Source organism: Streptomyces sp. NPDC001903, assembly GCF_042891345.1.
In the GTDB taxonomy this organism is placed as follows: domain Bacteria; phylum Actinomycetota; class Actinomycetes; order Streptomycetales; family Streptomycetaceae; genus Streptomyces.
Genome location: NZ_JBIASZ010000004.1, coordinates 582,046 through 595,398 on the forward strand (window position 1 = coordinate 582,046; position 13,353 = coordinate 595,398).

General features: G+C 72.0%; 14 protein-coding genes. 8 read left to right on the top strand and 6 right to left on the bottom strand.

The window, feature by feature from the left end; all coding sequences use genetic code 11:
- Positions 1-157 precede the first annotated feature (157 nt).
- Genes ACFYZS_RS12335 through ACFYZS_RS12355 form a run of 5 tightly spaced genes read right to left on the bottom strand, consistent with a single transcriptional unit; the run spans position 158 to position 5,598 of the window.
- Complete coding sequence (locus tag ACFYZS_RS12335) at positions 158-967, bottom strand: type III pantothenate kinase (RefSeq protein ID WP_048478154.1); 810 nt, start codon at positions 965-967, stop codon at positions 158-160.
- Positions 967-1,923: a carboxylating nicotinate-nucleotide diphosphorylase gene (gene nadC / locus ACFYZS_RS12340; RefSeq protein ID WP_389010283.1), complete on the bottom strand. Its 957-nt coding sequence runs from the start codon at positions 1,921-1,923 to the stop codon at positions 967-969. Before nadC ends, ACFYZS_RS12335 begins: the two co-directional genes overlap by 1 nt.
- Before the next feature lie 41 nt (positions 1,924-1,964).
- Positions 1,965-3,698, bottom strand: coding sequence for an L-aspartate oxidase (locus tag ACFYZS_RS12345; RefSeq protein ID WP_389010125.1), 1,734 nt, complete (start codon positions 3,696-3,698; stop codon positions 1,965-1,967).
- Positions 3,695-4,696 (bottom strand): pantoate--beta-alanine ligase, encoded by a 1,002-nt coding sequence (panC, locus tag ACFYZS_RS12350; protein WP_389010128.1) that lies wholly within the window; start codon positions 4,694-4,696, stop codon positions 3,695-3,697. The genes ACFYZS_RS12345 and panC overlap by 4 nt, the downstream gene beginning before the upstream one ends.
- The gene (locus ACFYZS_RS12355) at positions 4,693-5,598 is read right to left on the bottom strand and encodes a Rossmann-like and DUF2520 domain-containing protein (protein WP_389010131.1); all 906 of its coding nucleotides are present in this window, start codon (positions 5,596-5,598) and stop codon (positions 4,693-4,695) included. Before ACFYZS_RS12355 ends, panC begins: the two co-directional genes overlap by 4 nt.
- Positions 5,599-5,696: 98 nt before the next feature.
- Here ACFYZS_RS12355 and ACFYZS_RS12360 point away from each other — a divergent pair, with 98 nt between their 5' ends.
- The 7 genes from ACFYZS_RS12360 to ACFYZS_RS12390 all read left to right on the top strand — a co-directional run bounded on the left by ACFYZS_RS12360 (position 5,697) and on the right by ACFYZS_RS12390 (position 9,732).
- The gene (locus ACFYZS_RS12360; protein WP_389010134.1) at positions 5,697-6,812 is read left to right on the top strand and encodes a threonine aldolase family protein; all 1,116 of its coding nucleotides are present in this window, start codon (positions 5,697-5,699) and stop codon (positions 6,810-6,812) included.
- A gap of 143 nt (positions 6,813-6,955) precedes the next feature.
- A complete protein-coding gene (locus tag ACFYZS_RS12365) occupies positions 6,956-7,141 on the top strand; it encodes a DUF397 domain-containing protein (RefSeq protein ID WP_030158488.1) in 186 nt (61 codons plus the stop codon).
- A gap of 65 nt (positions 7,142-7,206) precedes the next feature.
- Entirely contained in the window at positions 7,207-7,872 is a 666-nt protein-coding gene (locus tag ACFYZS_RS12370; protein WP_389010137.1) for a hypothetical protein, read from the top strand.
- Positions 7,873-7,885: 13 nt separating this feature from the next.
- Entirely contained in the window at positions 7,886-8,059 is a 174-nt protein-coding gene (locus ACFYZS_RS12375; protein ID WP_389010140.1) for a hypothetical protein, read from the top strand.
- Positions 8,060-8,208: 149 nt separating this feature from the next.
- Positions 8,209-8,688 carry a BlaI/MecI/CopY family transcriptional regulator gene (locus ACFYZS_RS12380; protein WP_389010143.1) on the top strand — a complete coding sequence of 160 codons (480 nt, stop codon included), beginning with the start codon at positions 8,209-8,211 and terminating at the stop codon, positions 8,686-8,688.
- A gap of 9 nt (positions 8,689-8,697) precedes the next feature.
- A complete protein-coding gene (locus tag ACFYZS_RS12385; protein ID WP_384704564.1) occupies positions 8,698-9,228 on the top strand; it encodes an amino-acid N-acetyltransferase in 531 nt (176 codons plus the stop codon).
- 165 nt (positions 9,229-9,393) lie between these two features.
- Positions 9,394-9,732, top strand: coding sequence for an Lsr2 family protein (locus tag ACFYZS_RS12390; protein WP_030867899.1), 339 nt, complete (start codon positions 9,394-9,396; stop codon positions 9,730-9,732).
- Here ACFYZS_RS12390 and ACFYZS_RS12395 read toward each other — a convergent pair.
- Positions 9,711-10,358 carry an SCO3374 family protein gene (locus ACFYZS_RS12395; protein WP_389010146.1) on the bottom strand — a complete coding sequence of 216 codons (648 nt, stop codon included), beginning with the start codon at positions 10,356-10,358 and terminating at the stop codon, positions 9,711-9,713. The genes ACFYZS_RS12390 and ACFYZS_RS12395 overlap by 22 nt on opposite strands.
- 450 nt (positions 10,359-10,808) lie before the next feature.
- Between ACFYZS_RS12395 and ACFYZS_RS12400 the strand changes: the two genes are divergently transcribed.
- Positions 10,809-13,334, top strand: coding sequence for an ATP-dependent Clp protease ATP-binding subunit (locus ACFYZS_RS12400; protein ID WP_030158472.1), 2,526 nt, complete (start codon positions 10,809-10,811; stop codon positions 13,332-13,334).
- Positions 13,335-13,353: the final 19 nt, after the last annotated feature.

The following is a 13,353-nucleotide window of genomic DNA, read 5'->3' on the forward strand; positions in this document are numbered from 1 at the left end:
TGCGCCCAAGCTAATTCATCAGGTCGAACCCGAGTCTTCAGAACGGCGGGGAGTGAGACCAGCACCACACCGCCGCCCGCCCGCCGTTCACGGGCGGCGGGCGGCGGGCGGCGCGCGGGGTGTGGCGCGCGTGCGGCCTCAGTCGAAGCGTGCGGCCTCAGTCGAAGTTCGGCGCGTTGCGCTCGTAGACCAGCCGCAGCCCGATCAGCGTCAGCCACGGCTCGTGGTCGTCGATGACGGAGGATTCGCCGAGGACCATCGGCGCCAAGCCGCCGGTGGCGATCACCCGGACGTCGCTCGGGTCGCCGTGCGGGCCGGCCAGCTCCTTGGCCATCCGCGTGACGACCCCGTCGACCTGCCCCGCGAAGCCGTAGACCACGCCGGACTGCATGGCCTCGACCGTGGACTTGCCGATGACGTTGCGCGGCCGCGCCAGCTCGATCTTGCGGAGCTGGGCGCCCCGTACGCCGAGTGCCTCCATCGAGATCTCGATGCCCGGGGAGATCACCCCGCCCACGTACTCGCCCTTCGCGGACACCGCGTCGAAGGTGGTCGCCGTGCCGAAGTCGACCACGATCGCCGGGCCGCCGTAGAGCTCGACGGCGGCGACCGCGTTGATGATGCGGTCCGCGCCGACCTCCTTGGGGTTGTCCATCAGGATCGGCACGCCCGTCTTGATCCCGGGCTCCACCAGCACCGCGGGGACGTCGCCGTAGTAGCGGCGGGTCACCTCGCGCAGCTCGTGCAGCACCGACGGGACGGTCGAGCAGATCGCGATGCCGTGGATGCCGTCGCCGAGCTCGCTGCCGAGCATCGGGTGCATGCCCATCAGGCCCTGCATCAGGACGGCCATCTCGTCGGCCGTCCGGCGCGGGTCGGTGGAGATGCGCCAGTGCTCGACGATCTCTTCGCCGTCGAACAGGCCGAGCACGGTGTGGGTGTTGCCGACGTCGATGGTCAGCAGCATTACCGCTCCTCGCGCAGGTCCAGGCCGATGTCCAGGATCGGGGAGGAGTGCGTGAGCCCGCCGACGGCGAGGTAGTCCACGCCGGTCTCCGCGTACACGCGGGCGTTGGCCAGGGTGAGCCGGCCCGAGGACTCCAGCACCGCGCGGCCGGCGACCAAGGCCACCGCCTCCTCGGTCTCGATGGGCGTGAAGTTGTCGAGCAGGATCAGGTCCGCGCCCGCGTCCAGCGCCTCGCGGACCTGGTGCAGGGTGTCGACCTCGACCTCGATCGGCAGGTCGGGGAACTGCTCGCGGACGGCCTTGAACGCCTCCGCGACGCCGCCCGCCGCGATCACGTGGTTGTCCTTGACCAGCGCCGCGTCCGACAGGGACATGCGGTGGTTGACGCCGCCGCCGCAGCGCACCGCGTACTTCTCCAGGGAGCGCAGGCCCGGCGTGGTCTTGCGGGTGTCGCGGACCTTCGCCTTGGTGCCCTCCAGCTCGTCGGCCCACGTGCGGGTCGCCGTCGCGATGCCCGACATCAGACAGAGCAGGTTCAGCGCGCTGCGCTCGGCGGTCAGCAGGTCCCGGGTGCGGGCCGTGACGGACAGCAGCACCTGGCCGGGCTTGACGCGGGCGCCGTCCTCGACGTGGCGCTCGACCTCGAACGTGTCGGTGAAGACGACCGACAGGACGGCCTCGGCGACCCGCAGTCCGGCGATCGTGCCCGCCTCGCGCGCCGTGAAGTCGGCCGTGGCGACGGCGTCCTCGGGCACGGTGGCGACGGTGGTCACGTCCTCGCCGCCGTCCAGGTCCTCGGAGATCGCCATGTGGGCGATGTCCTCGACCTCGATGGGGTCCAGGCCCGCGTCGGCGAGCAGCTGGGCGAGCGACGGGTCCAGACCGCTCTCCTCGCCGTCGCCGCACGCGCAGTCGTCGCCGCAGCCGCCGCCCGCGGACTGGTCGAGGAGCGGCAGCTCCGCGTGCTCGTGGTCGTGCTCGTGCTGTTCGGGGGTGCTCACGATGACTGCTCCTGGCTCAGGGGGTGCTGTACGGACGGAAAGCCCGCGGAGTCGGTGGGGGTGACGACCAGGGCCCGCCTCTCGGTGGCGGACAGCCGGACGACGAGGTGGCGGCGCCAGGCGGCGTCGTCCCGGTCGGGGTGGTCCTCGCGCCAGTGGCAGCCGCGGGTCTCCTCGCGGCGCAGGGCGGCGGCGACCAGGACGCGGGCCACGCACAGCAGGTTCGTGGCCTCCCAGGTCTCGACGCCGGGCACGGCGGTCTTGCCGTCCGTCTCCAGTGCCGTGAGGGCCGTCGTGTAGAGGTCCTCCAGCGCGGCGGCCGCCGCGCGCAGGGACCCGGCGGAGCGGAGCACGCCCGCGCCGTCCGTCATGATGCGCTGGACCTCGTACCGCGCCTCGGCGGGCTGGAGCGGGCCGGTCGCGGGGACCGGGATGCCGGGGCCGCTGCCGGCGGGCGCGCCGCCCGCGATGTCGTCGGCGATCCGCTCGGCGAAGACCAGCCCCTCCAGGAGGGAGTTGGAGGCGAGCCGGTTCGCCCCGTGCACGCCGGTGCAGGCCACCTCGCCGCACGCGTACAGGCCGGGGACGGTGGTGCGGCCGTGCAGGTCGGTCCGTACCCCGCCGGAGGCGTAGTGCGCGGCGGGTGCGACCGGGATGGGCTCGGTGACGGGGTCGATGCCGTGCGAGCGGCAGGCGGCCAGGATGGTCGGGAAGCGCTGCTCCCACATCCGCGCGCCGAAGTGCCGGGCGTCCAGGTACATGTGCTGCGCGCCCTGCTCCTGCATGCGGCGCATGATGCCCTTGGCGACGATGTCGCGCGGGGCCAGTTCGGCGAGCTCGTGCTGCCCCTGCATGAAGCGCACCCCGTCGGCGTCGACGAGGTACGCGCCCTCGCCCCGGACGGCCTCCGAGACCAGCGGCTGCTGGCCCTCGGCGTCCGGGCCGAGGAAGAGCACGGTCGGGTGGAACTGGACGAACTCCAGGTCGGAGACCTCCGCCCCGGCACGCAGCGCGAGCGCGACCCCGTCCCCGGTGGACACCGACGGGTTGGTGGTGGCCGAGAAGACCTGGCCCATGCCGCCGGTCGCGAGGATCACGGCGGGCGCGTGGACGGCGCCGACGCCGTCGTGCTGGCCCTCGCCCATGACGTGCAGGGTGACCCCGGCGGTCCGGCCCTCGGCGTCCTGCAGGAGGTCCAGCACGAGCGCGTTCTCGACCGTGCGGATGCCCGCGCGCTGGACCGCCTCGACCAGCGCGCGGGAGATCTCCGCGCCGGTGGCGTCGCCGCCCGCGTGCGCGATCCGGCGGCGGTGGTGGCCGCCCTCGCGGGTCAGCTCTATCTCGCCGGTCTCGGCGGAGGTGTCGAAGACCGCTCCGGTCGCCATGAGCCGGCGCACGGCGTCCGGCCCCTCGGTCACCAGGAGCCGTACGGCGGCCTCGTCGCACAGCCCGGCGCCCGCGACCAGCGTGTCGTCCAGGTGCTGTTCGGGGGTGTCGCCCTCCCCGAGGGCCGCGGCGATCCCGCCCTGCGCCCAGCGGGTGGAACCGTCGTCGAGCCGGGCCTTGGTGACCACGACCGTACGGCGGCCCGCGGCGGCGCACCGCAGCGCGGCGGTCAGGCCGGCGACGCCGGAGCCGACGACCACGACGTCGGCGTCGAGGGCCCAGCCGGGGGCGTTGGCGTGCAGCCGTATGCCGGTGCCTGCGGTGCCTGTGCCTGGGGTGCTCACGTGTGTGCTCCGAACTCCAATGGAATGTTGTCGATCAGCCGGGTCGTCCCCACCTTGGCGGCGACGGCCAGGACGGCCTGCCCGGTGAAGTCGGGGCGGACGTCGGTGAAGTCCTGCGGATCCACCAGCGCCAGGTAGTCCAGCAGCAGCGGCGGATCGTGCCGCCCCGCCTCCTCCAGGACGTGCCGGGCGGCGGCCCGTACGGCGTCCGGCAGCCCGGTGCCCGCGGCGGACACGGCGTGCGCGTCGGCCGCGGAGCGGATCTCGCCGATCCGGGCCAGCGCGGTGGCCCGCTCGTCGCTGGCGGGGGAGGCCTCGGCGCGGGCGCGCAGCGCGGCCTGCGCCGCGAGCCGGTCCTGCCCGGCGAACAGGGCGCGGGACAGGGCCAGGGCGGTGCGGCGCTCCTGGGCGGACAGGTACCGGTTGCGCGAGGACAGCGCGAGCCCGTCCTCCTCGCGGACGGTCGGTACGCCGACCACCTCGACGGGGAAGTTCAGGTCGGTCACCATCCGCCGGATCAGGGCCAGTTGCTGCGCGTCCTTCTGGCCGAAGAGGGCCAGGTCGGGGCGGGTGAGGTGGAGCAGCTTGGCGACGACGGTCAGCATGCCGTCGAAGTGGCCGGGCCGGGTGGCCCCTTCGAGGCGCTCGCCCATCGGGCCGGCGCTGACCCGCACCTGGGGGTCGCCGCCGGGGTAGACCTCGTCTACGGCCGGGGCGAACACGGCGTCGGCGCCGCCCGCGCGGGCGATCTCCAGGTCGGCGTCGAGGGTGCGGGGGTAGCGGTCGAGGTCCTCGTTCGCCCCGAACTGCAGGGGGTTCACGAAGACGGTGACCACGACCTGGCCCGTCTGCCCGGCCCTTTCGCGGGCCGTGCGGATGAGGGTGGCGTGGCCCTCGTGGAGGGCGCCCATGGTCATGACCACGGCGCGGGGGCCGTCGGCGGTGCGCGGGAGCTTGTGCAGCTCCTCGGCGGTGTCGATCAGCAGCAGGTCGGTCACTGGTCCCCACCCTCGGGATCGGCGAGCACGCCCAGGAGGTCCTCGGCGAGTTCGGGCTTGAGGAGGCCGTGCGCGAGGGCCCGGTCGGCGGTGGTGCGGGCCATCGCCAGGTATCCGGCGACCGAGGCCGGGGAGTGCTTGCGCAGCTCCGAGACGTGCGCGGCGACCGTGCCGGCGTCGCCGCGGGCCACCGGGCCGGTCAGCGCGGCGTCACCCGAGCGCAGGGCGTTGTCGAGGGCGGCGCCGAGCAGCGGGCCGAGCATCCGGTCGGGGTGCTCCACCCCGGCCTTGGCCAGCAGCTCCATCGACTGGGCGACCAGTGTGACCAGGTGGTTCGCGCCGAGGGCGAGGGCCGCGTGGTAGAGCGGACGGTTCTCCTCCGCGATCCACTCGGGCTCCCCGCCCATCTCGATGACCAGGGCCTCGGCCGCGAGCCGCAGCTCCTCGGGGGCGGTGACGCCGAACGAGCAGCCGGCGAGCCGCTGGACGTCGACCTCGGTGCCGGTGAACGTCATGGCGGGGTGCAGGGCCAGCGGCAGCGCGCCCGCGCGCCGGGCCGGGTCCAGCACGGCGGTCCCGTACCGCCCGGAGGTGTGGACGAGGAGCTGGCCGGGCCGGACCGCGCCGGTCTCCGCGAGCCCCTCCACGAGGGCCGGCAGCGCGTCGTCGGGCACGGTCAGCAGCACCAGGTCGGCCAGCTCCAGCACCTGCGCGGGAGGTACGAGCGGCACGTCGGGCAGCATCCGCGCGGCGCGGCGGCGGGAGGCGTCGGAGACGCCGGAGACGGCGACCGGCCGGTGCCCGGCCTGCTGGAGCGCACGGGCCAGAGCGGGGCCGACCCGGCCTGCGCCGACGACGCCGACGGTGAGCCGGGCGGGGCGCGGTTGCTGGGATGAGTTCACGCGGGGAGGGCCTTCCGTTCCAGTCCGCGGGGGGTACCGGACGATACGTCGCCATGCTAGCCCCTGGGCGTGTTGGCCGGTCGGCGATGATCGGAGGCATGACGGATGACGATGATCTGGCGAAGCGGCTGCCGGCGGCGGGACGGGCGGCGGCCCGGATGCTCGCGCCCGGAGCGCGCGAGGCGACGGTCGGGGAGCTGCTGGCGGGGCTGGCCGCGCCGGATCCCGACGAGCCGGCCGACCTGTACGGGGACGGGGTGGTGGCCCGGCTGGAGCGGCGGGTGGCGGAGCTGCTCGGGACCGAGGACGCGGCGTTCTTCCCGTCCGGGACGATGGCCCAGCAGATCGCGCTGCGCTGCTGGGCGGGGCGGACCGGGAACCCGGTGGTCGCCCTGCACCCGATGAGCCATCCGGAGCTGTGGGAGGGCGGCGCCCTGTCCGCGGTCTCGGGCCTGCGGACGGTGTACCCGACGACGGACCCGCGCCAGCCCACGGCGGAGGAGGTCGCGGACCTGGCGGAGCCCTTCGGCACGCTGATGCTGGAGCTCCCGCTGCGCGACGCGGGCTTCCTGCTGCCCGGCTGGGACGAGCTGCGGGCGCTGGTGGACGCGGCCCGCGAACGGGACGCGGTGGTCCACTTCGACGGGGCCAGGCTGTGGGAGTCGACCGTGCACTTCGGGCGCCCGCTCCAGGAGATCGCGGGGCTCGCGGACTCGGTGTACGTCTCGTTCTACAAGTCGCTCGGCGGCCTCAGCGGCGCGGCCCTCGCGGGCTCCTCCTCCCTCGTCGCGGAGGCGCGGGTCTGGCGCCACCGGTACGGGGGCCAGGTGTTCCGCCAGTTCCCGCAGGCCCTGGCGGCGCTGGCCGGGCTGGACGGGGAGCTCCCGCGCCTGCCCTCGTACGTGGCCCAGGCGCGGACGGTGGCCGCGGCACTGGCCGAGGCGCTGTCCGGCGGCGCCGTCCCGTGGTTCCGGATCAACCCGGAGATCCCGCACACGCACCAGTTCCAGGTCTGGCTGCCGTACGAGGCGGACCGGCTGACGGAGGCGGGGGTCCGGCTGGCGGAGGAGACCGGCACGCTCCTGTTCCGTCGCTGGTCGCCGGCGCCGGTCCCGGGCGTCTCGGTGACGGAGGTGACGGTCACCGCTCCGGGCCTCACCTGGACCCCGGAGGAGGTCCGCGAGGCGGCCCGGGGCTTCACGGCCCGCCTCTGACGGGGCGCCGCAGATGTGCGAATGGTCCCGCCCGTGCAACGACGCCGCACCGATTTCCGCCGAAGTCGTCGGTCCGGCGCCGCGTCCCGGTTACCTTCCCTCCACGGGAAAGCAACGGAGCCGTCCCCCGGAGGAGAGACACCATGACCGCTCACCCCGCCTGGCAGAAGTCCACGTACTGCGGCGAAGGAGACAACTGCGTCTACGTCTCCGCGGCCCCCGGCCACCTCGTGCGCGTCGCCGACCGGGCCGACCCGGCGCACCTGGTTCTGGCCACGACCCAGTCCGCCTGGGCCGACTTCCTTGACGCCGTCAAGGCGGACGGATAGGCATCGGCGCGCCCGGAATCATGCCGCTCAGGGGATTTTGTCCGATTAGCGCGTATCTTCGGCCCATGCCCACGCCCTACGGATCCCGCGGCGGCATGGCGTTCAGCGCCGCCGAGCTGCACGTGCTCAGGCGAACGCTCGCCCACGCCCTCCAGTCCTCCACGGCCCCCGCCCCCCTGACGGCCCCCGAGGTCCAGGACTGTCTGCGCCTCGCGCAGTCGGTGGACGACGCGGTCCAGGAGGCGGGGCGGCTCAGAGAGTTCCTCCTCGCCGACCTGGCCCGCTACCGCGGCGCCCTGCCCGGCAGCCTCTCCGGCTACCTGGAGCTGCTCCAGGACGCCCTGGCCGCGGGGTACGAGCCCGCGCCCGACGACCTGGCCGCCCTGCGCGCACTGCGGGCCAACGCGGTCGCGGCGGCGCTGCTGGAGCGCTGCCAGGGCATCGCCGAGCGCTCCGTGCGCCGGAGGCTGTCCACGACCCCGCAGCCCCGGACCCGCCTGCTGGCGCTCTCCGGGGGCAAGGACACCAGGGAGGCCAGGGCGTCGGGGGGGTCCAGGGCGTCCAAGGACGGGAAGGACGGCAAGGAGGAGCCCGCCCGGCCCGCGCCGGCGCCCAAGGAGCCGCCGCGCCCCGAACGCCCGTCCGAGCGGCCGATCCCGACCCCCGGAGAGGTGTTCCCGCCGCGCCGCAAGCCCACCCCGCCCCCGGCGGCCGGGCTCGCGGCCGGGTAGCTACGCTGGGGGCATGGACTACGTTTCCGCGCTCGTGCCCCCCGTAGTGATGGCCGGCTTCTTCATCGCGCTCGTCGTGACGATCGTGAAGAGCCAGGGCGGCGCCAACAAGGCCAAGGAAGACGCGGCCGTCGACGCCGTGATCGCCCGCGCCGAGGCCGCCCAGCAGACCCGGCCCGGCAAGTAGCCCGCCCGGCCTTCCCCGCCCTTCCCCCTTCCCTCTCCCGCGCCGCTCCCGCGTGCCCCTGCCGCGTAACGCGGTGTCCTCGCATTCTTGCGGCGCGTTGCGTTCCGAATAGCCGGGCAATTCCGCACATTCCGCACTATCGTGCTGTTGTGCCTCGCCCCTTGGGAGAACTCGAAGACGCGGTCATGACGCGGGTGTGGCAGTGGAACCGCCCGGTCACTGTTCGTGAAGTACTGGAAGACCTCCAGCAGGAACGGTCCATCGCGTACACCACGGTCATGACGGTTATGGACAATCTCCATCAGAAGGGCTGGGTCCGCCGGGAAGCCGAAGGCCGCGCCTATCGATATACCGCGGTCTCCACCCGCGCCGCCTACTCGGCCGCACTGATGAACGAAGCCTGGTCGACGAGCGACAACCCCGCGGCCGCCCTCGTGGCCTTCTTCGGCATGATGTCCGCGGAACAGCGCGACGCCCTGCGCGACGCCTTCCGCATCGTCGGCTACGACGACGGGTCGGCCGCGGAGCCGCCCGCCGAGTCCGCCGGCCCGCCGCCCGCCGAGACGCCCTCCGAACCCCCCGCCGCCGAAGGGGACTCCGCCGGGCGCGGGGTCGAGCCCGGGCGATAGCGTCCGCGCATGGGTGAGTTTTCCGCTGAACACGCAAAAACAGTGACGATCCGCCGTGCCCGCACCGGCGATGTTCCCGCGCTGCGCCGCCTCCTCGACCAGTACGTGCAGCAGCGGATCCTGCTCGACAAAGCCCCGGTGGTTCTTTACGAGGACATCCAGGAGTTCTGGGTCGCGGAACGCGACCGGGACGGCCAGGTCGTCGGCTGCGGCGCTCTCCACGTCATGTGGGAAGACCTGGCCGAAGTGCGCACACTCGCGGTCGACCGCGAGTTGAAGGGCGCCGGAGTCGGCCATCAGCTGCTGCGGCAGTTGTTGGACACCGCGCGGACCCTCGGTGTCGCCAAGGTTTTCTGCCTGACCTTCGAAGTGGACTTCTTCGCGAAGCACGGCTTCGTCGAGATCGGCGAGACCCCGGTCGAGACGGATGTCTACATGGAGCTCCTGCGTTCCTATGACGAGGGCGTCGCCGAGTTCCTCGGTCTCGAACGAGTGAAGCCGAACACCTTGGGCAACAGTCGGATGCTTCTGCACCTCTGAACGATCACGGCGGCTTTTCCCGTGCTCCGCGCACCTGTGGCCTATGTCCGAATCGCGCACGTTTCCCGCCGCGTTGCGGTCTCGAACCTCTCCCCGGGGGTTTGTGTTTTCCAGGGAAAAGCGGTTTCCTTTCCGCGTACTGCTTTTCGATGAAAGGAAATCCCGGTGGCACAGAAGGTTCAGGTCCTTCTTGTCGACGACCTCGACGGTGGCGAGGCGGACGAGACCGTGACGTTCGCTCTGGATGGCAAGACCTACGAGATCGACCTCACCACCGCCAACGCGGAGAAGCTGCGCTCCGCGCTCGCCGACTACGTCAAGGGCGCCCGCCGCACCGGTGGCCGCGCCTCGGGCGGTCGCGCCAAGACGCGTACGGCCGCGACGTCCGGAAACCCGGACACCGCCGAGATCCGCGCGTGGGCCAAGGCCCAGGGGATGAGCGTCAACGACCGCGGGCGCGTCCCGCAGGAGATCCGCGAGGCCTACGAGAACGCCAAGGGCTGACCCTCGGCCTCTCGTTCCCTCGGGGCCCTCGGGCCCGCGGGGGAAGGGGCCCTCGGGGGCGTACGCCGCCACAGGCGCGCCCGGTGGCATTCCGTCGCCGCCGCCGCGACCAGGCGTACGAGATCGGGCCCGGCGCCACCGTGCCGGGGACCGGCGCCCTGCCCCGGACCGGGCAGGGACGGCAGCAGTGCCTCACACCCCTGCTCGGGGGGTCGCAGCCACACGGCGGCCCCCCGGGGACTTCCCTGGGGGTGGCCCGGCGGGACCGGGGCCGCGATCCGGCCGCCGGCGCCCAGCGCGCGGAGGTCCAGGGCGACCCCGCCCCACTCCAGCCAGTCGAGCAGCCCGTCCAGCTCGTCCGCGCTCCCCGCGGCCACCAGGAACCGCATCCTGAGCCCCGCGAGCGCCACCGGACCCGTGGCGACCGGCCTGCGCAACAGCCGCTCCCCGGCATCGGCCGGGAGCTCCAGCACGTCGAACCGCACCCCGGTGACCAGCCGGGCGGGCGCTCGACCCGCGACGGGCCAGCCGAGCACCTCCTCGTACCAGGACGCGTACGCGTCCCGGGGCGGATCCGCGGGTGAATCCTCGGGCGCGACGCGGGGCGGTGGAACGGTGACGGCCATGCCCGGAGCAACTCCGGAGGGGCACCGGAGTTACGCTGCGCGCCGGTATCAATGCGGAACGTAAACATCCGTCGAGGTGGAGTCCCACATTCGGGACGCAATCGTGTTCGCCCGTAGCGGAGGGAACCGGTGCCACCGGCATGGAGTGTCCGTCCTTACGGGTAAGACATTCCTAGTGGATCGGGGCGACACGCTGATTTGGGCGGCTTCCGTTCGCCATCGGCGTACACGTGTGACGGGTATCTGCCTGGCCTGCGGGAACATCGTCTCGCACCATCGGGTTGGAGCAGTTGTCGGCTGTTGAAGCCGGTTTTCCCCACTGACGTGGGGGTGATCGCGGACGGATGTCGGCAGTTGGAATGAGCTGTCCCGCCCCGCGGGACTAGCATGCGGAAGGACAGGGCGGGGACCGACCCCGAACTGCCCGACCGCTCTGAGGAGCGATAAACGATGTTCGAGAGGTTCACCGACCGCGCGCGGCGGGTTGTCGTCCTGGCTCAGGAAGAAGCCCGGATGCTCAACCACAACTACATCGGCACCGAGCACATCCTCCTGGGCTTGATCCACGAGGGTGAGGGTGTCGCCGCTAAGGCCCTGGAGAGCCTCGGGATTTCGCTCGAGGCTGTTCGCCAGCAGGTTGAGGAGATCATCGGTCAGGGGCAGCAGGCCCCGTCCGGCCACATCCCCTTCACTCCGCGGGCGAAGAAGGTCCTGGAGCTTTCGCTCCGAGAGGCCCTCCAGCTCGGCCACAACTACATCGGCACCGAGCACATCCTGCTCGGCCTCATTCGCGAGGGCGAGGGCGTCGCCGCCCAGGTCCTGGTGAAGCTGGGCGCCGATCTCAACCGAGTCCGGCAGCAGGTCATCCAGCTGCTCTCCGGCTACTCCGGCGGAGGCAAGGAGTCGGCCACGGCCGGCGGCCCGGCCGAGGGCACCCCCTCGACCTCCCTCGTCCTGGACCAGTTCGGCCGCAATCTCACGCAGGCCGCCCGCGAATCCAAGCTCGACCCGGTCATCGGGCGCGAGAAGGAGATCGAGCGGGTCATGCAGGTCCTGTCCCGCCGTACCAAGAACAACCCGGTCCTCATCGGCGAGCCCGGCGTCGGCAAGACCGCCGTCGTCGAGGGCCTGGCCCAGGCGATCGTCAAGGGCGAGGTTCCCGAGACGCTGAAGGACAAGCACCTCTACACGCTTGACCTCGGCGCCCTGGTCGCGGGTTCCCGCTACCGCGGTGACTTCGAGGAGCGCCTGAAGAAGGTGCTCAAGGAGATCCGCACCCGCGGCGACATCATCCTGTTCATCGACGAGCTCCACACCCTCGTGGGTGCGGGTGCCGCCGAGGGCGCGATCGACGCCGCCAGCATCCTCAAGCCCATGCTGGCCCGTGGTGAGCTCCAGACCATCGGTGCCACGACGCTGGACGAGTACCGCAAGCACCTCGAGAAGGACGCGGCCCTCGAGCGCCGCTTCCAGCCGATCCAGGTGGCGGAGCCTTCCCTCCCCCACACGATCGAGATCCTCAAGGGGCTGCGCGACCGCTACGAGGCCCACCACCGCGTCTCCATCACGGACGAGGCCCTCGTCCAGGCGGCGACGCTGGCCGACCGGTACATCTCGGACCGCTTCCTGCCGGACAAGGCGATCGACCTGATCGACGAGGCCGGCTCCCGGATGCGCATCCGCCGGATGACCGCGCCGCCGGACCTCCGCGAGTTCGACGAGAAGATCGCGGGCGTGCGCCGCGACAAGGAGTCGGCCATCGACTCCCAGGACTTCGAGAAGGCGGCTTCTCTCCGCGACAAGGAGAAGCAGCTGCTGGCGGCGAAGGCCAAGCGCGAGAAGGAATGGAAGGCCGGCGACATGGACGTCGTCGCCGAGGTCGACGGCGAGCTCATCGCCGAGGTCCTCGCGACCGCGACCGGCATTCCCGTCTTCAAGCTCACCGAGGAGGAGTCCTCGCGACTGCTCCGCATGGAGGACGAGCTCCACAAGCGGGTCATCGGCCAGAAGGACGCCATCAAGGCGCTCTCCCAGGCGATCCGCCGTACCCGTGCGGGTCTGAAGGACCCGAAGCGCCCGGGTGGCTCGTTCATCTTCGCCGGCCCGTCCGGTGTCGGTAAGACCGAGCTCTCCAAGACGCTCGCCGAATTCCTCTTCGGCGACGAGGACGCGCTGATCTCCCTCGACATGTCGGAGTTCAGCGAGAAGCACACGGTTTCGCGCCTCTTCGGTTCGCCCCCCGGCTACGTGGGCTACGAAGAGGGCGGTCAGCTCACCGAGAAGGTGCGCCGCAAGCCGTTCTCCGTCGTCCTCTTCGACGAGGTCGAGAAGGCCCACCCGGATATCTTCAATTCCCTTCTCCAGATCCTGGAGGACGGTCGCCTGACCGACTCCCAGGGCCGGGTCGTGGACTTCAAGAACACGGTCATCATCATGACGACCAACCTGGGTACGCGGGACATCTCGAAGGGCTTCAACCTCGGCTTCGCGGCCGTGGGCGACGTCAAGACCGGTTACGACCGGATGAAGGCGAAGGTCAACGAAGAGCTCAAGCAGCACTTCCGGCCCGAGTTCCTGAACCGTGTCGACGACACGGTCGTCTTCCACCAGCTCTCGCAGGAAGACATCATCCAGATCGTCGACCTGATGATCGCCAAGGTCGACGAGCGCCTGAAGGACCGCGACATGGGCATCGAGCTGAGCGGCGACGCCAAGCTCCTGCTCGCCAAGCGGGGCTACGACCCGATCCTGGGCGCCCGCCCGCTGCGTCGCACGATCCAGCGCGAGATCGAGGACATCCTGTCGGAGAAGATCCTCTTCGGCGAGCTGCGCCCCGGTCACATCGTGGTCGTCGGCAAGGAGGGTGACGGCGAGGACGCCAAGTTCACCTTCCGCGGCGAGGAGAAGTCGGCCCTGCCGGACCTCCCCCCGATCGAGGCCACGGGCTCCGGCCCGGACCTGTCGAAGGGCGCGTAACGCGCAAGCGGCAGCTGCA